Origin of the sequence: Paenibacillus sp. FSL H3-0321 (genome assembly GCF_038002865.1) — a bacterium.
Lineage (GTDB): Bacteria > Bacillota > Bacilli > Paenibacillales > Paenibacillaceae > Paenibacillus_AQ.
The window spans coordinates 5563109-5585610 of the sequence record NZ_JBBODH010000001.1 but is presented as its reverse complement, the minus strand read 5'-3'; the positions used below and the strand labels follow the sequence as shown (position 1 = coordinate 5585610).

Genomic DNA, 22502 nt, shown 5'->3' with positions numbered 1-22502 from the left:
TTGCTTTTGAGTTATTTCGATCTACTATTCAACTCTTATTAAGTATCTCAGGAAAAAATCGCCTGCTTACGCAACCATAACCCACCAGCACGCATCTTAATAGTAAAGGGAGGGGAGCTTCATCTGGATATTATAGAAAGAATTATTGCTAGGGATGAGTCGGCTCTCCGCCTGTTGATGGAGCTTTATGGTGATATGCTGCTCAGAACCGCCTGCCTGCTGCTTAAAGACCAGCAATCTGCCGAAGAAGCCGTGCAGGATACCTTCATTCAGGCTTACGCCAAAATGGTCCAGCTTCAGGATCCGCAGCGGCTAAAGGCCTGGCTGGTTTCCATTGTTGTCAACCGCTGCCGGATGAAGCAGCGGACGTGGAGCTGGCGGAGCATTTTTCCTGCGGCAGAGAGCGGACAATGGATGGAAGAGTCCGGTGCCTCCGCTGGAGCGGAAGAACATTTTATGGTGGAATGGCATCATGTGCGGTTGGTTGAAGCCGTCCGAAGCCTGGATTACATCTATCGTGAAAGTCTGACCTTGTACTATTTCCATGAAATGAGCATCCGCGAAATATCCGCGGAGCTGAATACAGCGGAGAATACGGTTAAATCCCGTCTGGCCAGAGGCCGGATACTGCTTAAGCAGACTTTGGAGAAGGAGGGCATTTCCTATGAATACGGATCGTGAACAAATCAAACAGCGGCTTGATGAGGAGCTCCGTCCCGTCACTTTCACAGGTCATGAACAGGTACTGCGGCAAACCCACCCTCCTACGGGCCGGGCCCGTCTGCTGGCACTGTGGAACAAGGAGCTGGAAATTCCGCTCAAAGCTGTTGGCGCATGCACGGCACTCCTCGTAACAGGAGCACTGCTGTTATATTCACCGCATACCGGTACTGAAACCCAGCAAGCTGTTCAGCAGCCGGGACAACGTGAATTAATCAAAGCCGGAGGCAATATGTACTGGAAAGACATCTATGAGCGGGCGGTGAAACGGTATGATAATTAGATTAAGGGTCAAACATCTGGTGCTGTTTGTGCTGCTGCCCCTCTCTCTGTTGGCTATAGTAGCTGTTGTACTGCCTTTCTCACGATCCGGAACAGGACCCCCCGCCTTAACGGCTTCCACAGCCAAGGATGATCGAATAAAACTTCTCAATACTCTAAATGGCAGCACCGGCAGCAAACGGATGGAGCTGATCCGCACAAAGATCATTGAACCCGGCAATCTGGATACTTCGTACAGCTTCAATGTGTATATCGGAGCTTCGATGACCCAGTCATCACAAAGTGAAAACGAAGAAATTTATTCCCCTCTGCTGCCCGGAGACAGGATCAAATTCCTGCAGGAGTATATTATGCAAGGCCCTGCTGACTATTCCATGCTGAATGCGGTCAAGCAGCTGCTCTATGAGTACGACGTGATTGGCACAATGGATGATGAGGCTGACCAGGCACTGGCAGCTGCGGTGGAGCGGATTAGCAGCACCTCTTCCTTGTCAAAGGAACTGACGCTGATCCGGGCAGAACGGGCACTGAACAGCGGTAATTTCACAGCGGCGGAAGCCCTGCTGAAGCAAGCGGATTTCCTTGTCCAGAACAACGATCTGGAAATGGATGCCCGTACGGCCTGGCTTGGCGGACGACTGCTTTTTGCCCAAGGGAAAAGCCGTGAGGCATTAACTCTGGTTACAACCGCGCTGGAACAATACCGGGTGGGATGGAAAGAACTGAAAAAGGAATATGGCGGGGACGAACTACAGTCAATCCATTCAGGAGAAAGCGGCAATGACAGCAGCGCTGAAGCCTTCGAGCAGGGAACTACTGACAGCGACATCAGACTTATTGCCCTTCGGACGGCACTGCAATCTGCTGTAGATATGGGTATCCATACACCGGCGACCCTACAGGGTACACTCACCAAAAGCGATGGAACCCCGGTGTCGCGGGCCGGCATCTTTCTCCGTGCAGAAAGTGAGGTCCATCATAGTGTTATGCGCAATACCGAACCCTATCAAATCGTTACCGATGAGAGCGGACATTATCAATTCAGAGGGGTTATTCCCGGCTTCTATCAGCTTCAGATCGGCGTCAGCTTTGCCCAGATCGACGGTTGGGCCTGGCCTGTACAGTCTGATGACTGGATTGAAATCAAGCCAGGGGACGATTTTACCGAAAATATCGTTCTGCAGCCGCTGCTTGAACTTAAATCTCCTGTCAATTCACAAGTAGTTACCGGTTCCTCCGTTAAATTTGAATGGGAGCCGGTCAAAACTGCGGCATATTACAACCTGAGCGGCACCGTTAATATAGAAGACGGCTCATTCACTACCATAGTTCGGCAGAACATTAAGGACAACAAGGTATCCATCCCGGCGGAAGAGTTATACGATGCCGGCGGCTTCTCCATCAGCGGCGGCACAGATAACTGGAAAACTATTGAACCGTCCTCCCTGCTTGGGTTCGCAGACCCTGAAGGCCGGTTCTCGTGGACCGTCGATGCTTTTGATGAGCAAGGCAAGCTGCTTACCCGCAGCAACGGCTACCGGCTGAACGATGATACCGTGGGCAATCTGCCTTTCTTCTACTACAAGTCGCGTACACTTACTGCCGCAGACAAGCTTGTTAAGGACAAGAAGCTCGAGCAGGCACTGCAGGCCTATCGCCGGGACTACGCCGCAAATCCGCAGGATGCCCATGCTCTGAAAATGCTGACTCATCTCCTGACAGCCAAAGCCTCCTATGCAAAAGATAAACAAGCGGAGGATGCGACAATACCCTTGTTAATCCAGCTCGTTCAGCTGCGTCCGGATGCCAATTTTACCTTTTCACTTGTAGATCACTACTTTGACCACGCCGACTGGGTGAACTATAACAAATATTACTCCATGTATAATGAGCTTATTCAGGAAAAACCAAGCTCTTATGAGATGGCCATCCATGCCACCGCACTTATGTTTCAGGGGCAATTGGCAGAGGCCCGCAAGCAGTTTGCCGTTGCGCTGGAGGAAGACCTCAGCCACCGCTTTATCGGCAGCTATCTGGCGGCGGAACTAGCCGCCGGCCAGCCGCTCACCTCGGTGCTGGAGCTGGCGAAACGTTATCCTGAGCACGGATATCGAACAAGCGGATACCGCTGGCCTCTGCTGATCTCGAAGCTTCAGTCTGAACGGGAAAAGCAGCCGGAGGTTTTTGACAACCTGCTGCAAGAGAAGCTTGCTTCCTATGTCGCAGGGGAATCGGAGGCATTGCAACAGTGGACCAAGGAGGGTGAGTCTACAGCGCTGAAAAACTTCATGAGGGCTGTTCTTGAGGTTAGTTAAGGAGTTTTCCGGCGATATTCTGCCCCTCTTCATTCGTTGGCATAAGCAAGGGGATAGAGCCGGGTAGTTGAACAACCCGTTTCTATCCCCTTTTGCCTTACTTCAGTTCATCCAGTGCGGCTTTATTTACTACATATGTTCCGGCCATCATATCGTGTAAGGCCCGGTTGTAGCGGGTAACCACAATAATCAGGCAATCGGCAATAATAATAAGGCCCAGAATCTCATTAAGACCATTGTTCAGATTTGCCCAATCGGAAAAATAGCCGGACAACGAAGAAATCATCTTTTCATCAGAAGTTATAACTACTGCAAGCAGCGAGTTGATCAGATAAAGGCTGTAGCGGATCACCGACTGCTTCACCGTAGGATAAGAACCGCTTCCGTTTACAATTCTTGTTTTGAGCAGCAGCCTCCCCGGTGTCCCGCCATACTTCACAACCATAAAAATATTGAACGCTGCCAGTGCCCCCCACTCGATCAACAGCGGAATTAAAGAATTGTAGTTCTCCGCCGACGCAAGCGACCATCTATTCAAATAATAAAACTACTCATTTCAAGCCTGGTTTCCAACGTTTGCTCCATCGAATATTTAACGCTCCCCCTGAAGTGTTTTTACTACTTCTTCATTCTAAGAAATTATTCGCCAAAATATTCAATTTCCCTCCAGCAGCGTCCCGATGGCTTTCCGCAGATTCACAATCTCCGCCATCAGTTCCCGGTTCTCTTCCTCTGTCTCCAGGGCATCGCTCCGCATTAGCCGGGCCAGGCTCATCTCCAGTAACTGCAATTCTCCTTCACGCATCTGCTCCTCAGGGGTCAGCACCCGGCCGCGTTTCTTTGCAGTATATTCCTCATAAGTGCCCGGGAAGAACTGCGGGCTCCGCCCATGCTCCAGCAGCAGCAGCCGGTTGGCGACCTTAGTGTGCAGATAACGGTCATGGGAGACGATAACCAGCCCGCCCGGATAGGCCGCAAGCGCCTCTTCCACCCGTTCCCGGGTGTCGATATCCAGGTAATTGGTCGGTTCATCCAACACCAGCAGATTGCCTCTGCCGAAGTAGAGCCGGAGGAACGCGACCCGGCATTTCTCGCCCATACTAAGATCGCCAATGTGCTTAAAGACATCTTCCCGGGGGAATAAAAAGCAGCCCAGAATCGTCCGCGCCTCCGTCTGCGTCATACCTGGCAATTCCAGCAGGCTGTCAAGTAAGGTCGATTCAGGATTGAGATGATCCAGCTCTTGAGCAAAATACCCGATTTGAGTACGCGGATGTTGGGTCACTTCACCGCCGGAGGGCTGTGCAACTCCTGCGATCAGCTTCAGCAGCGTGGACTTCCCGGCACCGTTCGGTCCCAGAACGGCAAGCCGGTCGCCCCGCCGCAAGGAGAGATTGAAGTCCTCCAGCAGGGCCGGGTTGTCTCCATAGGCACAGCGGATATTGTGTAAGCTCAGCAGCGCATCTCCCTTGAAAGCTTCACTCTCCAGCTTCATGCTCAGCTCGGGTGCTGCTTTCGGCAGCTCCACGCTGTTTTTCTCCAGCCTTGCCAGGCTGGCCTCCTTGGCATGGAGGCGGGAAACATTTTTCTTCGATTTCGAGCGCAGGAAATCGTTCTGCCCGGCGGCGCGGTGCGCCTGCTGGAACCATTCCGCGTAACGGCGGATGCTCTCCAGCAATTGCTCTTTCTCCTGCTCCTGCTTTTTGTATTGCCCTTCAAGCGTGCGGGCCTCCACCGCTTTCTGCTCGCGGTATTCCCTATAGGCGCCGGGATAACGGCGGCAGCCCTGTGGAGTCAGCTCCAGCACAGCAGTAGCTGTCCGGTCAATGAAAGTACGGTCATGGGAAACGTACAATACCGTACCGGGATAGCTCCGTACCCATTCCTCCAGCCACTCCATCGTCTCATTGTCCAGATGATTCGTCGGCTCATCCAGAACCAGCAGCTTGGGCTGCCGGGCGAGCAGCGCAGCGAGCTGAACCCGTGTCTTCTGGCCGCCGCTGAGCAGGCGGTACGGCTGGCTCCATAGCGCAGGATCAAGCTTCAGCTGTCTGAGGCATTTCTCCACCTTGGCTTCCCAGCCATAGCCGTCCAACTGCAGATAGCTCTCATAGATTTCTCCATATTCAGCCACCGCCTCTGCATCGGCACCTTCCGTATCCTGAAGCTGTTTGCCCAGTGTCTCCAGTCTGCATTTAAGCGCAGCTAGCTCTTTCCAGCCGGAGAAAACATACTCCAGCACAGTCATTTCAACTGAAATCTCCAGCTGCTGGTCCAGCACACCCCATTCCTCCGCTGGCAACCCGTAAGAGACACTGCCCTCCTCAAAGGCCAGACGGCCGAGCAGTCCTTGCAGCAGCGTCGTCTTGCCGATCCCGTTGCGCCCGAATAACAGCACGCGTTCCCCTTCTGTGATTTCAAACGACACACCTTCAAATAGGACAATGCCATTCCACTCTTTGCGTATATTTTTGGCTTTTATTAAGGTCTTGGTCATATTTATTCCTCCGCTTCATCAAATACCGAAACTAAAAAAACCGCAGCCAGCGGCCTGCGGTAGAGTTGTGTATGAAGGGGGAGAGATGCCAGGAAACAGTGGTGCGGACGTGGCCTCCCCTGTTTAATTGCAGGGCAAGCCGTCAACACCAGCTTCAATCCTCTATTAGCATCGTATAGGCCCCGAACGACACACGTATCCCTGACCGTACACCCTGCAAGGGCGTCCCGTGGCTTGTGCATAAGCACATCACAAGTTAACTGGTCTGTTGCTGGGAAACGTGTTAGTTATTCATCAGTCGGGTGAACCTCCGTAATTGTCCGAATTTATTATTGGTTACAGTATATAAAGCCTGCCCACGATAAACAAGGTCAAGAATAATTATAGTTAAGAGCTACCTGTGATCAGCATCAACTCCGAGTTGGATCTCCCTATAGATTCGGCCCCTCCTAGATTGAATTAATTCTATAGCTCTTTTTGCATTGCGATCCCTACGAGCTTCTCGCCATCCGGTTTGACCAGTACCTTATATCCGCAGGGGTTGAACCCCTGCTTGCAATAGAACAGCAGTGCTCTTGTATTCGTATTGTGGCAGTATAACTTCATCGTCCGGACTCCATGCTCCTGCTTGGCGGTATCCATCATGGTTTGGATCAGGTAAGCCGCAACCCCTGTGCCCCGGTAGCTTGGACTTACAATCACATTGCCCAGCCAAATTGTATCGCTCTCCTCATCCTTATCATAAAGATTGGCATAGGCAAACGGCTCCGGTGCATCCCCGGATACGATGACTGTCGGACTGTATCTGTTCTCAAGCACCTTCAGGATTTGCTCCGCCGTCAGCGGATAGTGGAATTTGGGGCTTACTAAAAAAACTTCTTCGGCGTCCCGGACAAAAGCACAGATGGAGTCCAGATCCTCCTGTGCTAAAGTCCGGCTGGTCAAATTCAGCGTCATACGGCTCACTCCTCACTTTAGTTGTTTTCCTTGTATCCTCAGACTGAAAGCATCCGCCAGATCACTATTTTTGCCGGAGCATCCAGTCAGCTTATATTCAATCTTCTTACTGGTGACCTCTTTACTGGTTCCTTTGCAGACACTGGTTCTGACTTTACCTTTTGCGTACTCATCGTGGGTATTATCATATATAAATTTCACTGTTTCTCCATCATAGGCAAGATCAATATAGATCGGGTCTGCTTCCTCCGTGTACTGTGTAACCCTGACCTTATCGGAGTGGTTCTCCTCTAAATTGCCGAGAAATTCATCCAGTCGCTCCGCATTGGTAATCATCCCATGGAGGTCTACAACATCTCCGCGTTCCGCAGCTTCGTCAGGACCATAGGAACGGCTGCAGGCCAGCAGCATAGTTGTGCAGATTATAACGTAAAGAGTTGTAAACAAAGCTTTCATCGAAAACCTCCTTTTGCACTTACCTACCTATAACTTCAATATTTATTCTGTAAATCCTGCCCTATCCCCGGTGACAGGATCAGTCGCAACCCTGGTGAATATTTGGACTTCCAAAAAGCGGACACTACCGTTACTCCAGTTCCAAAATTCCTCTTCACTGCTCCTTTCCTTTATCTAAAGTTTTTAAGTTCAATCTATATATGTTAAAAAGACCGCAGCCGGATGCCCTCCCGTCTGCGGTCATACAATTACGATGAACGTTACATTAGTCCGCGAAAGTCACTGTCTGCTCTTTCGGCTTCCAGGTGAACTGCAATCCGAATAGCCCGGTGACGTTGTCCAGCGGAATGAGCAGCCTGCTGCTCTCCAGCCGTGAAGCTGTTATTGCAACCACTTTTCCATTAACTACCGCTTGAGCAGTCTGAGGTTTATGAATCACGGTGCGATCCCCGATGGTAATAATAAGTGCACCGGTCCCTGGCTGAAGTTTCAATGTTCCGCCCCAGAGAGCGACGGATTCTCTTAGAGGTATAAAGACTTTGGAGTCCTCCACTACAAAAGGATCCTTTAGCTTTACACTTTCACCGTGAATGATGAACGTCCCGGCGAACACTTTATGGCCGAGGGTATAACCTGCTTTGGTAGCAATGGTTTCCATATCCGATGAGGAGGACGTAATAATAACGGTTGTATTCTTGGCCACCCGCGGATACAGCCAGTGGATATCGTCATTATGCATCCGGATGCAGCCGGCGCTGACATATTTGCCGATGGAGGATTCATTATTGTTGCCGTGAATGGCATAGGTTGTGCCCATCGTGCCGTTCACTTTCAGTCCGAGCCAGCGGTCACCGAGCGGATTGGCCGGATCTCCGCCGGGAATCTTCTCCTTGTAGTAAGGTCTGTTCTTGACCTTGACCACAATCGGAAAGCTGCCTTCAGGGGTCAGGCTTTTAGTTTTGCCCGTTGCAACCGGAAAAATTTTCTCCAGCTTGCCGCCGCTGAAATAACCGAGTTTGTTTGTCTTCTTGTTGACAATGATCAGCTCTGACGACGCTGCCTTTGCTGCCGCCGCTCCGGTAAAGCAAGCCGTAAACAGCAGCACAAACATTAGCGCCAGCTTGAGACTGCGTGCCCAATAAGCCTTGCACCAGCCGGCCGTATCATGCAGATTCATGTTGCCCCACCTCCAGGTTATGGGTGATTATGGAAACTCATCTACATAGACGAAATCAGGGTTCATTAGTTGCACCGCTGCCTGTACCTATTCGTTCTTGTTTGTCCCATACTCCCGAAAACTGAATAGGTATGAATATTCCGCCGACCCCTCAGAGATAATAAATCCGCAAGTTCAAACTCAAACGCCCAAGGAGGCAAATTACTTTGAATTCAAACCTTTCCAGCCAGATTAGTCATTGCGAGCAAATCATTCAACAGCTTGTGAGCCAGACACAGCAAGCCAGCCAGAATTATCAGCAGCTTCTCCAGCAGGAGCAGCAAAATGCGGTAAGACTGGAAGAACTGGCCCAACGTGAGCACAAGGCGAGTCAAATTATTCAAAATGCGCTGCAGGGCCATAACACAGCCATTCAGCAGCTGCAGCAGGTTACACAGACGCTTAGACAGCTTGAGCAGTCCTCTCAATTTGCCGGAAATACTACAGGCGCTCAAAGCTTTAACCCGTCCTTTAACCCTTCCTATGGTCAACAGCAGCCTATGCATGCGGTGCATACCCCGCTGAACCCGTCGTTCAATCCGATGCCATCGCATACCGGTTCTCCTACCGGCCAGAACTATGGCTCATTGATGAATCAAGGACGGAGCTTTCAATAGGACTTGCTTATCTTTCGAAAAGGCTGTCTCCGGCAGATTATTCTGCTTGAGACAGCCTTTTGTGCTTATCTATACGGCAAATCGGCTGTTGACCCTAGCTTCACACTACCAGTCTTCCTCTTTTCTCAGCCAGACTGATGGTTGCCTCCACCCCGGAATTGAACTCCAGAAAGTCGCTTTCAACTCCATCGCTGAAAATGACTCCGTCCTCCGGCATCTGCGAGGTAATCCGCAGCGGCTGCTGAGCGCCGATCTGCCCGAAGACAACTCCCGCGGAGGTCGTACAGCTGGGGAAAGGTTCCCGCACCGTGAAATAAAGATGCGGATGATCCCAGGCCAGCCGCTGCCCGGAACCGGCCAAGCCAAGTATTGCCTCCGCTTCCGCATCCACTTGCAGCCCGGCTGCGCTGCGGACAATGCCCGTCGCTCCGGCGAGGACGCTCTTGAGCCAGCCGGTGGAACCCATCCCGGTGGAGACAATGATGCCGCTGGAGGACTGCTGCTCGGTTACATCATTCAGTTGAAGCTGGTAACGTGCAGACACATGGGTTTTGCGGCCGATGAACAAATCATTGACGCCGTACAGGCTCTGGCCGTCATTAAGCTCCGCCCGGGCAAGCGTCACTTCGCGCACCTGGCGCTGGCCCCGGAACACCTCAGGCAGAAGGAGCCGCAGATCCTTGACGGTAAACGGCAGCAGTACTCCATCCCAGCGCTGCGGATCGGGATTGACACCGATCAGCGGCTGCTCCCGCAAGTATTTCAGTGTATTGGCTACAAGTCCGTCCTGCCCAAGTACAACCACTGTATCCTCGTCACCGAAGATGAAATTCGGGACATGCTGCCGCTCCAGCAGCTGAACTCTGCCTATGGCGCTCAGCTCAATCACTGCCGTCTCGACCGCCTTGCGGTAATGATGATCCTCGCTGATATAGTCGCTGAAATCCGCACCCAGCCGCTCAATATAGAACTGGGCCTGCTGGATCGTATTGTAGCGGACCACCAGCTCTTCCAGCCGTGTTTTGCGTTTGATCAGAATGGTTTTATTCTCGGACATCCGTCCGCTCATCGCCCTCCCGCTCCTCTCGCCGCACCCGCACCGTTTCCGGCCGATCCGGCCATAATTCCCTGCAGAAGATCCGGGGTAATGTTCAGCTGGCCGATCTTCCCGGCATTCTCAGCCAGTTCCTGGAAGGCGATGGCGATCAGCTTATCCGGCTTCATGCCGACATTGGTCAGTGCCTGCAGCACATTTGGCGATACCCCCTGCAGCGAATTCATGACCGCCGACAGCTCGTAGGCTTTGGCATCCGCTTCCGCTCTTTGGTTGGCCACAGTGAGTTCGATCAGCTCCTGCTTCTTCTCTTCCAGTGCGGTATCGAAGCTGAGCTGCTCTTCCTTCATTTCGTTCTGCTTTTGCTTTACTGAACGCTCTGCATCCAGCTGGGTCTCACGGATCTGCTTCTTCTTCGTCTCAACAGCAATCTCCGTATTCAGCTCATTCTCCTTCACCCGCCGCTCCTGCTCAATGGAGGCATTGCGCCGTTCATACAGCGCATTGTCTGCGCTGCGGAGAATTTCTTCTCTGGCCTGCGCCTCCAGTGCACGAAGGGTCTCCTTGTTCGGAACAATCGCCAGAATCGACAGCCCCATCAGCTCGATCCCCAGCTTCTCAATTTCCGCGTTCCGTTCAATCTCCCCGGTAATGGTCTTGGCCAGACGTTCGCTTGACTGGATGGCTTCCCGCAGGGGCAGTTGCTCCAGCTGCTTCTTGGTCAGCACCTTGGCGATGTTGATGACCCGCTGGGCCAGCTTGCCGGGATCATCGGACAGGTACGTGTTCTTTTTCAAATTGTAGGTATAATTGAGGATTTGTGTGGTCTTGCGGTAATCGACGATCCGGTAGGTCAGCTGGCCCTGGACGGTCACCGTCTGGTAATCGCTCGTAATCTCTTCGAACATAAACGGGACATCAATCGAGGATACCGGCACTACAACAACCGACGTGGTCGGCACGTAATAATGAAAAGAAAGACCGATGCCTTCACGAACGACTTTGCCGTTCTTCACCTTGAGTACATAATCACTGGGCTGGAATTTCACGAATCGGAATCCGAACATAGTCAAAACCTCCCGGTTTATGTTATTAACATTTTGTTATTAACAACAGTTTAGCATGAATATTTGATATTATCAAGTTGTTAATAACATATCGTAACTTAATTTATTTTGAAGAAGCGCAACTAGTTCTCCCCATCCGGGAGCAACAGATTTGTACAAAATGAAAGGACAGTTTGAATTTTGTCCATTGAGTAAAGAACGGGTTTCCTTTAAGATTGGTTTCTAACGAGAATGATTATCATTATTGTTAATCGTTATATATTTCTGGGGAGGCAAGATTCTATGAAAAAGGCAAGACAACCCTTCGCCGCGTTATGTGTCATCTTCGTGATGAGCACCCTTCTGCTCGCGTGCGGAAATTCAGAGGAACCATCTGCCGGCAATGCTGCGGCTAACTCTGCCGGCAGCAATACAGCCGCGAGCGCATCACCTGCTCCGGAGGCATCCGACGCTGGCACTGGTGAAGCTGCAGCGAAAACCCGCTCCTATACGGATTACAAAGGCCATACAGTGGAGATTCCGGTTACACCGAAACGTGTAGTTTACTCCGGAGAAACCTATGGTGACTTACTGGCATTGGGTGTGCAAGCAGTCGGTTATCCGCTTTCGATGGGCGATGGCCAGGTGTTCGAAGACCAATTGAAGGGTGTCGAGGATGTAGGATTCCCGATTAACCTGGAGAAGACTTTGTCGCTTCAACCCGACTTGATTATCTATGCAGGAACGGACGAAGCGGATTTCGAGGCATTGTCCAAAATTGCACCCACTGTAATCTTCGATACTTTCGCCCCGCTGCAGGAACGGATGGCGGAAATCGGCGGACTTCTTGATAAATCGGCTGAAGCGGAAGCCTGGCTGGCCCAGTACAAGTCAAAGGAAACCGCCATGTGGGAGCAATTGAAAAGTGACGGTCTGATGAAAGAGGGAGAAACCGCAGCCGTCTTCACCTATTATCCCGGTGACCGGCTGTTCGTAATGGCCACAACCGGACTGTCGCAGGTGCTGTATGGTGAGAATGGCTTCAAGCCAACCCCCGCGATCCAGAAGGTACTTGACGAAGGTATGGGATTCCAGGAAGTATCTATGGAGGCGATTGAACAATATTCCGGAGACCGGATCTTCCTGCTGACTCCTGTTGCCGATGAAGCCAAGCAATCCACAGAAGCAATGCTGAAAAGTCAGGTGTGGAAAAGTCTTCCCGCTGTTAAGAACGGCTATGTCTACACACAAGACATTATGAAGACATCAAGCGATGCAACTACCCGGGAATGGCTGCTGGGAGAAATCCCTAAATTGCTGAATAATAAATAATTCATCCCTTTTTAAGGGTCCCGGTGTTTAAACGGGGACATATATAAAACAAAGAAGCTTGTCAACGCCAGTTGATAAGCTTCTTTGTTTTATATACAATGTATTTATTGATAATCATTCTCATTATTGAAGGGAGACCGTACCTTGCAGCATCCCTCATCGCCACCTCTCCCTCTTCGCTCGCTATTGTTTCAGCTGTCCAACGCCGAACTGATTATTCAGCCTGCCGACTCCTGCCCAGTACAGCAGACACCACTCTGTCATACGCTTCTTGTCTTTACGGGCGGCAGCGGAGTGCTGCATATTGGCGGCCAGATTGCGCCGCTGAGTGCCGATAAGTGTTACCTGCTGTCTCCCGGAACCTCCTATAGCGCGGACAATCCGGAGATGACCCTGTATTATTACCTTATCTCTTTTACAGCCATTCATGCGGCCGAACTTCCGGAGCGTTATGCCGGGGAGTTGCTGCCGGGCAGACGGGAATTAATCGTTCATCCGTTCACCAGAGTCATCCGCCTGGCGGAAGAACTGGCGATGAAGGAAAACAGCGGCGACGATGTGCAGCACTACAAGCAGCAATTGAAATTTCAGGAACTGCTGCTGCTGCTCTTCGAGCACAATTATCCTTCCGGACAGCTGCCAAGTCCTGCAGAATCTGTGGAAAGAACTGTGGAGTATATGCAGAAGCACTATATGGAGAGCATCACGGTGAAGCAGCTGGCAGAACTTGCGGGCATCTCGCTCTGGCAGTATACTCCGCTCTTCCAAAAGCTTACCGGCACAAAACCGCTCGATTATCTGACCGAGCTGCGCATTCACCATTCGAAGCAATTTTTACTGGACTCCGCCGAACCCCTGCGGGAAATTGCCCGGCAGGTTGGCTTCTCTGATGAATATTATTTCAGCCGCCGCTTCCGCCAGAAGACCGGGGTCACCCCCGGACAATACGCCTATACGCAGCGCCGGAAACCGACGGTCAAGGATTGGACTGGCCATCAGGTGGAAATCCCTGAACGGCCACGACGCATTGTCTATCACGGAGAAACGCTGGGCGATCTGCTCGCGTTAGGCGTGAAGCCTGTCGGCGGAGATGAGGCTTTTGCGCGGAACAGCGTTTATAAGCACCGGCTCAAGAAGCTGGCTAATGTTGGTTTTCCGCTGGACCCGCAGCTGACTGCCTCATTAAACCCCGATCTGATTATCTTCGCCAACGCGGATGAGCGGGCATACCGGGTCGTCTCAAGCATAGCTCCGGCACTGACCTTCGATTCTTTCGCACCACTCGAACAGCGGATGCGGATACTGGGAAGCTGGCTGGGCAAGCAGCGTGAAGCCGAGGCTTGGCTGGCATCCTTCCATGCCAAAAACGCCGCCATGTGGCAGCGTCTTTACGAGGAAACACTCCAGCCCGGAGAGACGGCCTCCGCGCTGATATACGACCACGGAAACCATCTGTTCGCCATGGGAAGGACCGGGCTTTCCAGTGCCCTGTATGCCCCTGGCGGCCTACAGCCGACTGAGGTAATCCGGGGCATTCTGGATCAAGAGCTCGGATTCGCCGAGGTCGATCCGGCGCAGCTGCATACCTATGCGGGAGACCGGATCTTCATGCTCATTCCGGAGCGCAAGGACTCGCTGGAGGCCATGGAGCAGCTGATGCGGAGCCCGCTCTGGAACAGCCTTCCCGCCGTGCAGAAGGGCCAAGTCTATCTGCTAGAGAATGCGAAATGGAACTCTGCAGACGCGTTAACCCGGGAGAAACTGCTCAATCTGCTGCCCAAGCTGCTAGGCGGTCAGCCGGTATGAACGAAGGAGCTGCCTACATTCAGTTCACTTTCCCCATAGATCCAGAATCGAACGGACTTCCTGCAGCCGCCCGGGATCAATCGGCCGCAGCGGATCGCTGTCTTCTCTTACCGCGGACCCGAAATGCACCCGTTCCACAGCTGTTTCACCCAGAAACTCCCTCAGGCCAGAAGCTGTGAGGCCGCTTCCGGCCAGAATGGAGACGGATTTCGCGGAAGATAAACGCTCAAGCACCGCAATCCTTTCCGCGCCTTCGGGCGCAGTCCGCTGCCCTCCGGAGGTCAGAATATCTGTCACCTGAGGGTAGCGTGACAGAATCTCCAGGGCTTCGAGCTGATCCTCGGCCTCGTCAAAGGCCCGGTGGAAGGTCACCTCCATGCCGTCTGCAGCCTGAAGCAGCTGCTTGAGCAGCTCTTCATCCACCGTCCGGTCGCGGCGGAGCATTCCCATGACCACCGACAGCCCTCCTATGGCGGCAATATGGCGGATGTCGCGCAGCATTGTCTCCACATCCGCCTTGTCATACCGGAAAGACCGGGCATGCGGCCGCACCATGACTCTGACCGGGATGCCCACGGCTTCGCGCACGCCTTCCATCAGCCCCAGGCTGGGAGTCAGTCCCCCCTCCAGGATGCCTGAAATCAGCTCAATCCGGTCTGCTCCATGCCGTTCAGCAAGAACGGCATCATTTACGGTCGTTGCAATGACCTCTAACAGCATTGCTCCACTTCCTCTCCTTGATTATATTCATCCCTGCCTTTTTTCTTTTGTTAATCTACATCCCATGAGTATAATGAGCATGATACAGAATTCATCCTATTGTATTTAGCTGTTACATTTTATTGGTGAAAGGAACTAATCCGATGACCCCTAAAATCAATGTTGTACTATTGGAAACATTACTGCCGGAGACAGAGCTTGAATTGAGCGGGCTGTTGACAGAAGTAGTGGAAGATGGCGCCTCGATCGGATTTCTCCCTCCGGTCACAGCTGAGGAGGCTTCAGCCTATTGGAAAAGCGTCCCTGATCCGCATGTGCTGCTCTGGACAGCAATGGAGGGCGACAAAATCGCGGGTACAGTGCAGCTCCATTTAGCCGCCAAAGCCAATGCCCGGCACCGCGCGGAAATTGCCAAACTGATGGTTCATCCGGAGCACCGCCGCAAGGGCATCGCCGGACTGCTGCTCGATACCGCCGAACAAGCCGCAGCGGCAGCAGACAGAACACTGCTTGTGCTGGATACGCGGGAAGGCGATCCCTCCAACCTGCTCTATCAATCACGGGGATACATCGAGGCAGGCCGAATCCCGAATTATTGCCGGTCAGCCAACGGGCAACTGGATGCTACGGTATTATATTATAAGAATTTATAAAATTTATAAACCGGCTGGTTCTTTGACTGCTGTTTTTCCTGCGGGATCACAAAAATCCGGTGTTTCTGCGAATCGCAGAAACACCGGATTTTGCTATAGACAGAGCTATAATCCCTTTACGCCCACCACATATCCAGTGGCTGGTCGCGGATAAGAATGGACTGCAAATTGGTGACAGCCCGGTAGAATCCTTCATCCACTGACATCAGCGGATCTTCATGCTCAATGCTTACCACATAGTCGTAGCCGTAAGTGCGCAGTGCACTCATAATATCCGACCATTCGGAGATGCTATGCCCGCAGCCTACGGAGCGGAAGGTCCAGGCCCGGGTCTGTATATCCCCATAAGGCTGCATATCGGTCAGGCCGTACATGTTGATGTTGTCCTGGTCAAGATAGGTATCCTTGGCGTGAAAATGATGGATCGCGCCTGCCTTGCCGAGAATCTTGATCGCTCCTACCGGATCAATACCCTGCCACCACAGATGGCTCGGATCGAGATTCGCACCAATGGCATCGCAGGTAGCTTCTCTCAGCTTGAGGATCGTATATGGCGTATGGCACAGGAAGCCGCCGTGCAGCTCGATACCGATCTTGACTCCATGCTCTTCGGCCAGCTTGCCGATTTCCTTCCAGTACGGAATCAGCTTCTGTTCCCACTGCCAGGTCAAAATATCGCTGTATACGGTAGGCCAAGGAGTAACCGGCCAGTTAGGTGCTTTGGCGTCGTCACTGTCTCCGGCAGTACCTGAGAACGTATTGACAACCGGTACGCCCATGAGCGAAGCCAGCTTGATCGACTTGCGCAGAATTTCGTCGCCTTGGCGGGCTTCTTCTTTATCCGGTGAGATCGGGTTATTGTGGCAGCTGAAAGCGCTGATGATAATCCCGCGTTTGGTGAATTGTTCGAGATAGGCCTCGCGGGCCGATTCGCTGGCCAGCAGCTCGTCAGTCGGACAGTGCGCATTGCCCGGATTGCCTCCCGAGCCGATTTCCACGGCATTCAGACCAGCAGCAGCAATTTTATCGAGCATCTCTTCGAGCGTTAAGCTTCCGAATACCGGATCAAATACACCTAACTTCATTTATATTCCCACCTTTTCTCTGATTGGCTCCAAAGCTTCGGAATGGCCGTACACCGGATAATCACGTTTGGTCGGAGCACACCAATTGACGCCATTGATAATCACTTTTTGAATTTCCTTGTTGTAATAGGTCGGATGTGATTCATGGCCCGGTTGGAAATAAAAAATCTTCCCGCTTCCGCGCCGGTAAGTCGAACCGCTCGGGAACACATTGCCCCCCTCGAACCAGCCTACAAAGATGAGGCTCTCCGGTGCCGGCACATCAAAATGCGCCCCGTACATCTCTTCCTGCTCCAGGTCGATGTATTCGCCGATGCCTTCGGCAATCGGGTGGCTCGGGTCCATTACCCAGAGACGTTCCTTCTCTTCTGCTTCGCGCCATTTCAGGTCGCAGCTGGTGCCCATCAGCTTCATGAAGATTTTGGACATGTGGCCGGAGTGAAGCACAATCAGCCCCATTCCCTTCAGAACCCGGTTGTACACGCGGCTTACAATCTCGTCGCTGACCTCCTGATGGGCAACATGCCCCCACCAGACCAGCACATCCGTATTCTCCAGCACCTCTTCCGTCAAGCCATGCTCCGGCTCGTCTAGGGTTGCTGTTGCTGTATCAAAGCCTGCTTCCTGCAGGAATCCGGCCAGTTGTCCGTGAATTCCCTGCGGGTACACCCGGCGGATTCGTTCCTCCTGCAATTCATGACGGTATTCATTCCATATGGTTACTCTGGTCACTTTGGACACACTCCTAATTTGAGATAAATTCAGGGATATGCTGAGTTATCCGTTAATGCAAAATTGATAAGCATATATACATGTGGGACTTTAATGTCCTACGTTTCTTAAAGCGGGAAAATCACCCGCTAAATACATGGCTATGTTCATTTCTCGACACTTAAAGGGAAATTGGCCCTTTAATTCTGCCGGGTTCGGTGAATTTGAAAGATCCTTGAAAATTAGCGTGCTCAATTCCCCTTACTTGTCATCTGGATCTGCCAGACTCTCAATTAGCGGGCCGTTTTCCTGTTAATGTATGAAGCATGAGGCAGGGTATCTTTCATTATTACTCAAAATTCTTTAGTCAAAAAACACCGGCATTCCGGTCTCTGACGATTTGTAGATCGCCTCCAGAATGCGTGTAACCACCAGCGCCTGCTCCGGTTTCACCACTGGCTCGGTGTCGTTCACAATGCTGCGGATCCACTGCTCGGCTTCAACCACTGCAGGATCATCTCCGGCACCGTCGTAGAAGTCAACGCCAGCCGCATCAAGTCCGATATACTTCTCGAACGTCTTGCCATAAGCCTCTCCGTTAATGCGCAGCCCCTTCTCCATATCCGCTCCGCCTTCCGTGCCGCAGAGCGCAGTCTTGGCTTCGCCGACATCCAGCGTGTTCAGCGCCCAGCTGGCTTCAAGCACGATCGTTGCGCCATTCTCCATCGTAATGAAGCCGATGGCGGAGTCTTCAACGGTGAATTTCTCCGGGTCCCACGGCCCCCAGGCATTTGCGGCATTTTTGCGGCCGGACAGCTTGTGGTAGGCATTGCCCACGGCATACTTCGGCTTGTAGTTGTCCATCATCCACAGGGTCAAATCAAGAGCATGGGTGCCGATATCGATCAGCGGACCGCCGCCTTGCGCTTCTTCATCGAGAAATACGCCCCAGGTCGGAACCGCACGGCGGCGGATGGCCTTCGCTTTGGCATAATAAATTTCTCCAAGCTCGTTGTTCTCGCATACGGCATGCAGATAAGCTGAATCGGCTCTGAACCGGTTCTGATATCCGATCGTCAGCTTCTTGCCGGTGCGCTTCGCAGCATCAATCATCGCCTGGGCTTCCGCAGTCGTCTTGGCCATTGGCTTCTCACACATTACATGCTTGCCGGCCTCCATGGACGCAATCGAAATCTCCGCATGGGAAATGTTCGGCGTACATACGTGAATCACATCTATGTTGGCATCCTTAAGCAGCTCTCTATAATCGCTGTATACCGCAGCGTTGGCATCTCCGTAATCCGCTTTGGCCTGCTCGGCACGTTCAGGAACGATATCGCAGAAAGCTACCATCACCGCACCTTCCACTTTTTTGAGCGCAGGCATATGTTTGCCGTTCGCGATGCCGCCGCAGCCGATAATTCCAACTTTTAAAGTCATTCTCTCTTAACCTCCACTTGTTGATGTAATATCTCTATCTTACAAATCCGCGGAAGGGCTTTCTTCCTGCAATCTTGCCCTGTTATTCCTGAATATTGTCTTATGGTATTTCAGGGGCGATATCCCCGTCGCTTCCTTGAAAAAATGATGAAAAGTCTTCACGCTGCCAAACCCCGCTGCTTCCGCCACGGCAGACATGGGCAGATTCTGATTGAGCAGAATCCACTTGGCTTTATTCAGCCGGTATTCATTCAGAAAGGCGACAAAGGTCATGCCCGTATTCTTCTTGAACAGCTTGGTAAAATAATACGGGCTGAAGCCCATGTGCCCGGCTACCTCATTTAGCGTAATCGGTTCCTGGTAATGCTGCTCGACATAGATGAAGATCCGCTCCAGCCGTTCCAGCGTTTCCCGCGACTGAATCTGAGTATCCTCCGAGAACTTGGGCCCTCTGTTGCTTCTATTCTTCGGCACTTCCCGCATAATAACCGTCAACAGCTCGAACAGTCTCGCCTTGATGAGATAAGCATAGCCTTCACGCCGCTGCGTATCCTCCTCGTAAATGCTCTCCAGAAGGCCAATCACCTTCGTTGCTACCGCTTCCGGCCAGCTTGAACTGGATTGCTCCATCTCTGTGAACAGATCGCGAAGCGAATATTCATTGCCGCCGGGCGCAGCAACCTCCTGGAACAGTCCGAGATCAAACTGGATCACAAACCGTTCACTTTCAGGCGAGGCGAGGAAATAGTGCACATCTCCGCCATTGATAAACTGTATTTCACCCTGTTCCATGCGGATCGGGGTATCATTTATTCCCAGATTTAGTCTTCCCTTGGTGACATAGATGATTTCGATTTCTTTATGCCAATGCGGATATGTGAGATCGTCACCTCCGCAGACTAAGCTGCGGAAGGGGAAATGCTTATCCACATCCGGAAGTTCGAGATAAATATTCATTAGCGCGGCTCCTTGTCCGGGTAATTAGCTGCATTTAAAATTTCATTGAACCCCACTTTATCTTATCCCCCGGCAGAGGACACATCAAGAGGCGCAAAAAAGAGCCCCGCAGGGCTCTTTTTCACACTATATTTAAATCGAAAACAAATCAGAGTTTAATCTTCAAAACAACCTTCCGCACCGCTTCCTTCTTCCCCGCTTCAATCCCTGTCATATGCCCGTCCTGCGGATAGCAGACGACAAGCGCTCCCGGACCTGCGGTTACCGCCGACACCAGCTCACCCGTAAAGAACACCGCATCTTTCTCGGCGCTGTATTCATCTCTAACCTTGAGCTGCTCAATAGCGGAATAACCGATGCGCTCTGTGCCTTCAAGAATATAATGCAGATCAAGATTGATCCGGTGGGCTTCCCAGAAGCAGTCTCCGGCGTCCTTGGTCTCGTATTCATTGATGAAATAGAACATTTCTTCATTCACATCATGGCGGCCTGCAGCCAGCCCCGCAAAGTCTGTATCCCGCAGGAACTGCAGTCCACGCTGAATTTCCTCTCCGTAAGCAGCCTCATTCTCCAGTAAATGCCCCAATGTATCCACTATCATGCCCGAAATCCTCCTATATTCTCTTATATATCCCCGTTTTGCGGAATAGAAAAAGAATAGTTGATCTCTCGCGGCAGGTCTATGTATTTGTTCACGTACCCCCGGCATAGATTCTTACAATGGGGTCTAAGCTCACAAAACTTAAGTCTATGCTTTCGAAGTGAGTTTTGTTCGAAGTGGATTCAATGAGGTCTAAGCTCACAAAACTTTTAGGAGGCGGTATAATGCTCATTATCCTGATGTACATGTTCGCCGCACTGGGTGTAGGCTTGCTGCTGGCGGCAGCGGTGCTGCGGCATAAACTGTCCGATCCTTCGTCTGACTTGAACAAGCTGATCCATACACTGGCTGATTTTAACCTTAAATTCAGCAAGCGGTTCATCACTCCAGACAAATCTCATATCATTGCCCTGGATGAAGGAGGCAAGCAGCTCGCTATCGGCATGTATTCCCCTGACAACCATGAAACGGCCTCAGCTGCACTTTACACCTTTGATGTGATCCTAGGCTCTGAAATTGTTGAGAACGCCCTCACCCTGACCAAAGTCAGCAAAACCAGCCGGATTACCAGCAGCGGTGCAAAGGCCGGCACAGGTAAAGTACTGGATGCTGCCGCAGTCTACGGAACCGCAAACAGACAGGAAGACGGAAAACCCGAGGAAATTATTGAGCTTACGCTTAAAATCTACCTCAGCAGCAAAGATACGCCCGTACTGTCGATTCCCTTTCTTCCAAGGCAAGTACCAGCCAAAAAATCGGACCTGGAATACTCCCAGGCCCTTATGGAAGTACAGCATGTGCATGAGATGATCCGGGATATTGTCTCAGCATAGTTACTGTGCGGTCATCACCGCAGTTGCGTTCTATGCCGGCGGGGTAAAGCTAAAGTTCAACTTATATAGCTACCAGTTTGCGCGCTTATTGATATTCTTCATATCCGTATTCGTCCACTTGCCATAAATGAAAAAAGCCAGATTTGAAATGTCGGGAAAGTTGGAACGAATTCCCTGTTGTACGTTTTTATACTGGGCATCGGTCCAATCGGTATCCAACGCGGCGATGATTTCGGCATTGCCGATTTTTTGCCGGGTCTGGCTTAGTATTCCTTCGCTGTCATAAACCCAGCTTTGCGGAAATTCCCAATCGTCGAAATAGGCCATCGGAGAAACGAAATCCATGTATGGCATAAATTTGGCGGCATCCTGTCCGACTTCCACAAACTCCGGCGGCAGAATATAAGCCCCGAAAAAGAGTCCTGGCGTAATCCCGTCCAAATCGCTTTTCACATCACGCACATACTCCCCAAGCTTGGTCGTTCTCCAGTCATTCCACTCCTCCCGTTTCGCATTATCCGAAGCAAAGTTAATAGTAATTGGATCATAGCCGTATTGATTTTTATACTGTGTTCTCGTGTAATCGCCCATATCCATGTTGTAATCGTCAAAGCGGAGCCAGTCCAGGACAATACCATCGACATCATAATTTTCAGCAACTTCTTTGATGATAGAGCGCTCATAGGCTTGCACACCAGGATGGAGCGGATTCACGAAATATTCAGTGCCATTGGAGCCTGTAAAAGGCTTCACCTTGCCGTCCACAAGCGCGCGCATCTGCCACTCGCTGTTCTTGTCAAAGGCCGCACGGTCGTGGAACTGCGGAATCCATGCCCTCACCTGAATATTCTTTTTATGTGCCTCAGTAATAACATCCTTGACTGCGTCAAAATTGGAGTATCCCGAAGCGACCGGCGCAATCTTGCTCTTATAAAATGCATAGCCGGACGGAACCTCCTCATCCTCATCCTGCTTCACACTCAAATTGATGACGGAAATATTGTTCTTTGCCGCATTGCTCACGAAGCTGACAACATCATTATGGTTTTTGAAATTGGCGCCTGTCCGCACGATGATCTCGGATACGAAGGGTCCTGTTTGGGCAGATGTTGTCTGGGCCGGAACACTCAGCATAAAGCTCAGCAGCAGCGCGGGCAGGGCCATCAGCAAAGTCCGTTTTCTTTTACCTTTAGTCATTGTTTTC

Annotated in this window: 22 protein-coding genes; 8 read left to right on the top strand and 14 right to left on the bottom strand. The window is 51.5% G+C overall.

Annotated features, from left to right (window positions below; genetic code table 11):
• Positions 1 to 174: 174 nt before the first annotated feature.
• From MHI45_RS24970 to MHI45_RS24960, 3 genes are read left to right on the top strand one after another with little or no spacing between them, the layout of a single operon-like run.
• Positions 175 to 681: an RNA polymerase sigma factor gene (locus MHI45_RS24970; protein ID WP_445667510.1), complete on the top strand. Its 507-nt coding sequence runs from the start codon at positions 175 to 177 to the stop codon at positions 679 to 681.
• The gene (locus MHI45_RS24965) at positions 665 to 1003 is read left to right on the top strand and encodes a hypothetical protein (RefSeq protein ID WP_076113697.1); all 339 of its coding nucleotides are present in this window, start codon (positions 665 to 667) and stop codon (positions 1001 to 1003) included. Before MHI45_RS24970 ends, MHI45_RS24965 begins: the two co-directional genes overlap by 17 nt.
• Entirely contained in the window at positions 993 to 3317 is a 2325-nt protein-coding gene (locus tag MHI45_RS24960) for a hypothetical protein (protein WP_340894438.1), read from the top strand. The genes MHI45_RS24965 and MHI45_RS24960 overlap by 11 nt, the downstream gene beginning before the upstream one ends.
• A gap of 97 nt (positions 3318 to 3414) precedes the next feature.
• Here the strand turns inward: MHI45_RS24960 and MHI45_RS24955 are convergent, their stop codons facing one another.
• From MHI45_RS24955 to MHI45_RS24935, 5 genes are all read right to left on the bottom strand, one after another.
• Complete coding sequence (locus MHI45_RS24955) at positions 3415 to 3855, bottom strand: RDD family protein (protein ID WP_340894439.1); 441 nt, start codon at positions 3853 to 3855, stop codon at positions 3415 to 3417.
• 117 nt (positions 3856 to 3972) lie between these two features.
• On the bottom strand, positions 3973 to 5814 hold the full coding sequence (gene abc-f / locus MHI45_RS24950) for a ribosomal protection-like ABC-F family protein (RefSeq protein ID WP_340894441.1): 1842 nt from the start codon (positions 5812 to 5814) through the stop codon (positions 3973 to 3975).
• 465 nt (positions 5815 to 6279) lie between these two features.
• Entirely contained in the window at positions 6280 to 6771 is a 492-nt protein-coding gene (locus MHI45_RS24945; RefSeq protein ID WP_340894442.1) for a GNAT family N-acetyltransferase, read from the bottom strand.
• Between the two features lie 12 nt (positions 6772 to 6783).
• Positions 6784 to 7227, bottom strand: coding sequence for a DUF4362 domain-containing protein (locus MHI45_RS24940; protein WP_340894443.1), 444 nt, complete (start codon positions 7225 to 7227; stop codon positions 6784 to 6786).
• Positions 7228 to 7492: 265 nt separating this feature from the next.
• A complete protein-coding gene (locus MHI45_RS24935) occupies positions 7493 to 8404 on the bottom strand; it encodes a L,D-transpeptidase family protein (protein WP_340894444.1) in 912 nt (303 codons plus the stop codon).
• Positions 8405 to 8610: 206 nt separating this feature from the next.
• On the opposite strand from MHI45_RS24935, the gene MHI45_RS24930 reads away from it, so the two are divergent.
• Complete coding sequence (locus tag MHI45_RS24930; RefSeq protein ID WP_256718240.1) at positions 8611 to 9060, top strand: hypothetical protein; 450 nt, start codon at positions 8611 to 8613, stop codon at positions 9058 to 9060.
• A gap of 100 nt (positions 9061 to 9160) precedes the next feature.
• On the opposite strand, the gene MHI45_RS24925 is transcribed toward MHI45_RS24930, so the two are convergent.
• Together MHI45_RS24925 and MHI45_RS24920 are read right to left on the bottom strand one after the other, a co-directional pair.
• Positions 9161 to 10129, bottom strand: coding sequence for a sugar kinase (locus tag MHI45_RS24925; protein ID WP_340894446.1), 969 nt, complete (start codon positions 10127 to 10129; stop codon positions 9161 to 9163).
• The gene (locus MHI45_RS24920; RefSeq protein WP_038586865.1) at positions 10126 to 11181 is read right to left on the bottom strand and encodes an SPFH domain-containing protein; all 1056 of its coding nucleotides are present in this window, start codon (positions 11179 to 11181) and stop codon (positions 10126 to 10128) included. Before MHI45_RS24920 ends, MHI45_RS24925 begins: the two co-directional genes overlap by 4 nt.
• A gap of 282 nt (positions 11182 to 11463) precedes the next feature.
• Here MHI45_RS24920 and MHI45_RS24915 point away from each other — a divergent pair, with 282 nt between their 5' ends.
• Positions 11464 to 12492: an ABC transporter substrate-binding protein gene (locus tag MHI45_RS24915; RefSeq protein ID WP_340894449.1), complete on the top strand. Its 1029-nt coding sequence runs from the start codon at positions 11464 to 11466 to the stop codon at positions 12490 to 12492.
• 144 nt (positions 12493 to 12636) lie between these two features.
• The gene (locus MHI45_RS24910; RefSeq protein ID WP_341119582.1) at positions 12637 to 14298 is read left to right on the top strand and encodes an AraC family transcriptional regulator; all 1662 of its coding nucleotides are present in this window, start codon (positions 12637 to 12639) and stop codon (positions 14296 to 14298) included.
• Positions 14299 to 14322: 24 nt separating this feature from the next.
• On the opposite strand, the gene MHI45_RS24905 is transcribed toward MHI45_RS24910, so the two are convergent.
• The gene (locus MHI45_RS24905) at positions 14323 to 15018 is read right to left on the bottom strand and encodes a copper homeostasis protein CutC (protein ID WP_076113688.1); all 696 of its coding nucleotides are present in this window, start codon (positions 15016 to 15018) and stop codon (positions 14323 to 14325) included.
• 143 nt (positions 15019 to 15161) lie between these two features.
• On the opposite strand from MHI45_RS24905, the gene MHI45_RS24900 reads away from it, so the two are divergent.
• A complete protein-coding gene (locus tag MHI45_RS24900; RefSeq protein ID WP_076113687.1) occupies positions 15162 to 15671 on the top strand; it encodes a GNAT family N-acetyltransferase in 510 nt (169 codons plus the stop codon).
• A gap of 116 nt (positions 15672 to 15787) precedes the next feature.
• Here the strand turns inward: MHI45_RS24900 and MHI45_RS24895 are convergent, their stop codons facing one another.
• The 5 genes from MHI45_RS24895 to MHI45_RS24875 all read right to left on the bottom strand — a co-directional run bounded on the left by MHI45_RS24895 (position 15788) and on the right by MHI45_RS24875 (position 20465).
• Positions 15788 to 16756, bottom strand: coding sequence for a sugar phosphate isomerase/epimerase family protein (locus MHI45_RS24895; RefSeq protein ID WP_076113686.1), 969 nt, complete (start codon positions 16754 to 16756; stop codon positions 15788 to 15790).
• Positions 16757 to 17488 (bottom strand): ThuA domain-containing protein, encoded by a 732-nt coding sequence (locus MHI45_RS24890; protein WP_076113685.1) that lies wholly within the window; start codon positions 17486 to 17488, stop codon positions 16757 to 16759.
• A 342-nt stretch (positions 17489 to 17830) separates the two neighbouring features.
• Complete coding sequence (locus tag MHI45_RS24885; protein WP_038586849.1) at positions 17831 to 18907, bottom strand: Gfo/Idh/MocA family protein; 1077 nt, start codon at positions 18905 to 18907, stop codon at positions 17831 to 17833.
• Positions 18908 to 18946: 39 nt separating this feature from the next.
• Positions 18947 to 19864, bottom strand: a complete 918-nt coding sequence (locus MHI45_RS24880) for an AraC family transcriptional regulator (RefSeq protein WP_076113684.1) — start codon at positions 19862 to 19864, stop codon at positions 18947 to 18949.
• A 148-nt stretch (positions 19865 to 20012) separates the two neighbouring features.
• The gene (locus tag MHI45_RS24875) at positions 20013 to 20465 is read right to left on the bottom strand and encodes a YhcH/YjgK/YiaL family protein (protein WP_076113683.1); all 453 of its coding nucleotides are present in this window, start codon (positions 20463 to 20465) and stop codon (positions 20013 to 20015) included.
• A gap of 224 nt (positions 20466 to 20689) precedes the next feature.
• Here MHI45_RS24875 and MHI45_RS24870 point away from each other — a divergent pair, with 224 nt between their 5' ends.
• Positions 20690 to 21298 (top strand): hypothetical protein, encoded by a 609-nt coding sequence (locus tag MHI45_RS24870; RefSeq protein WP_076113682.1) that lies wholly within the window; start codon positions 20690 to 20692, stop codon positions 21296 to 21298.
• 69 nt (positions 21299 to 21367) lie between these two features.
• Here the strand turns inward: MHI45_RS24870 and MHI45_RS24865 are convergent, their stop codons facing one another.
• Positions 21368 to 22495, bottom strand: a complete 1128-nt coding sequence (locus MHI45_RS24865) for a family 10 glycosylhydrolase (RefSeq protein ID WP_076113681.1) — start codon at positions 22493 to 22495, stop codon at positions 21368 to 21370.
• Positions 22496 to 22502 lie beyond the last annotated feature (7 nt).

Bases quoted from the DNA above. Each gene is read 5' to 3' on its own strand.
- MHI45_RS24965 (WP_076113697.1), top strand. From the start codon at position 665: ATGAATACGGATCGTGAACAAATCAAACAGCGGCTTGATGAGGAGCTC.
- MHI45_RS24960 (WP_340894438.1), top strand. From the start codon at position 993: ATGATAATTAGATTAAGGGTCAAACATCTGGTGCTGTTTGTGCTGCTG.
- abc-f (WP_340894441.1), bottom strand. From the start codon at position 5,814: ATGACCAAGACCTTAATAAAAGCCAAAAATATACGCAAAGAGTGGAAT.
- MHI45_RS24945 (WP_340894442.1), bottom strand. From the start codon at position 6,771: ATGACGCTGAATTTGACCAGCCGGACTTTAGCACAGGAGGATCTGGAC.
- MHI45_RS24940 (WP_340894443.1), bottom strand. From the start codon at position 7,227: ATGAAAGCTTTGTTTACAACTCTTTACGTTATAATCTGCACAACTATG.
- MHI45_RS24935 (WP_340894444.1), bottom strand. From the start codon at position 8,404: ATGAATCTGCATGATACGGCCGGCTGGTGCAAGGCTTATTGGGCACGC.
- MHI45_RS24925 (WP_340894446.1), bottom strand. From the start codon at position 10,129: ATGAGCGGACGGATGTCCGAGAATAAAACCATTCTGATCAAACGCAAA.
- MHI45_RS24920 (WP_038586865.1), bottom strand. From the start codon at position 11,181: ATGTTCGGATTCCGATTCGTGAAATTCCAGCCCAGTGATTATGTACTC.
- MHI45_RS24915 (WP_340894449.1), top strand. From the start codon at position 11,464: ATGAAAAAGGCAAGACAACCCTTCGCCGCGTTATGTGTCATCTTCGTG.
- MHI45_RS24905 (WP_076113688.1), bottom strand. From the start codon at position 15,018: ATGCTGTTAGAGGTCATTGCAACGACCGTAAATGATGCCGTTCTTGCT.
- MHI45_RS24900 (WP_076113687.1), top strand. From the start codon at position 15,162: ATGACCCCTAAAATCAATGTTGTACTATTGGAAACATTACTGCCGGAG.
- MHI45_RS24895 (WP_076113686.1), bottom strand. From the start codon at position 16,756: ATGAAGTTAGGTGTATTTGATCCGGTATTCGGAAGCTTAACGCTCGAA.
- MHI45_RS24885 (WP_038586849.1), bottom strand. From the start codon at position 18,907: ATGACTTTAAAAGTTGGAATTATCGGCTGCGGCGGCATCGCGAACGGC.
- MHI45_RS24880 (WP_076113684.1), bottom strand. From the start codon at position 19,864: ATGAATATTTATCTCGAACTTCCGGATGTGGATAAGCATTTCCCCTTC.
- MHI45_RS24875 (WP_076113683.1), bottom strand. From the start codon at position 20,465: ATGATAGTGGATACATTGGGGCATTTACTGGAGAATGAGGCTGCTTAC.
- MHI45_RS24870 (WP_076113682.1), top strand. From the start codon at position 20,690: ATGCTCATTATCCTGATGTACATGTTCGCCGCACTGGGTGTAGGCTTG.
- MHI45_RS24865 (WP_076113681.1), bottom strand. From the start codon at position 22,495: ATGACTAAAGGTAAAAGAAAACGGACTTTGCTGATGGCCCTGCCCGCG.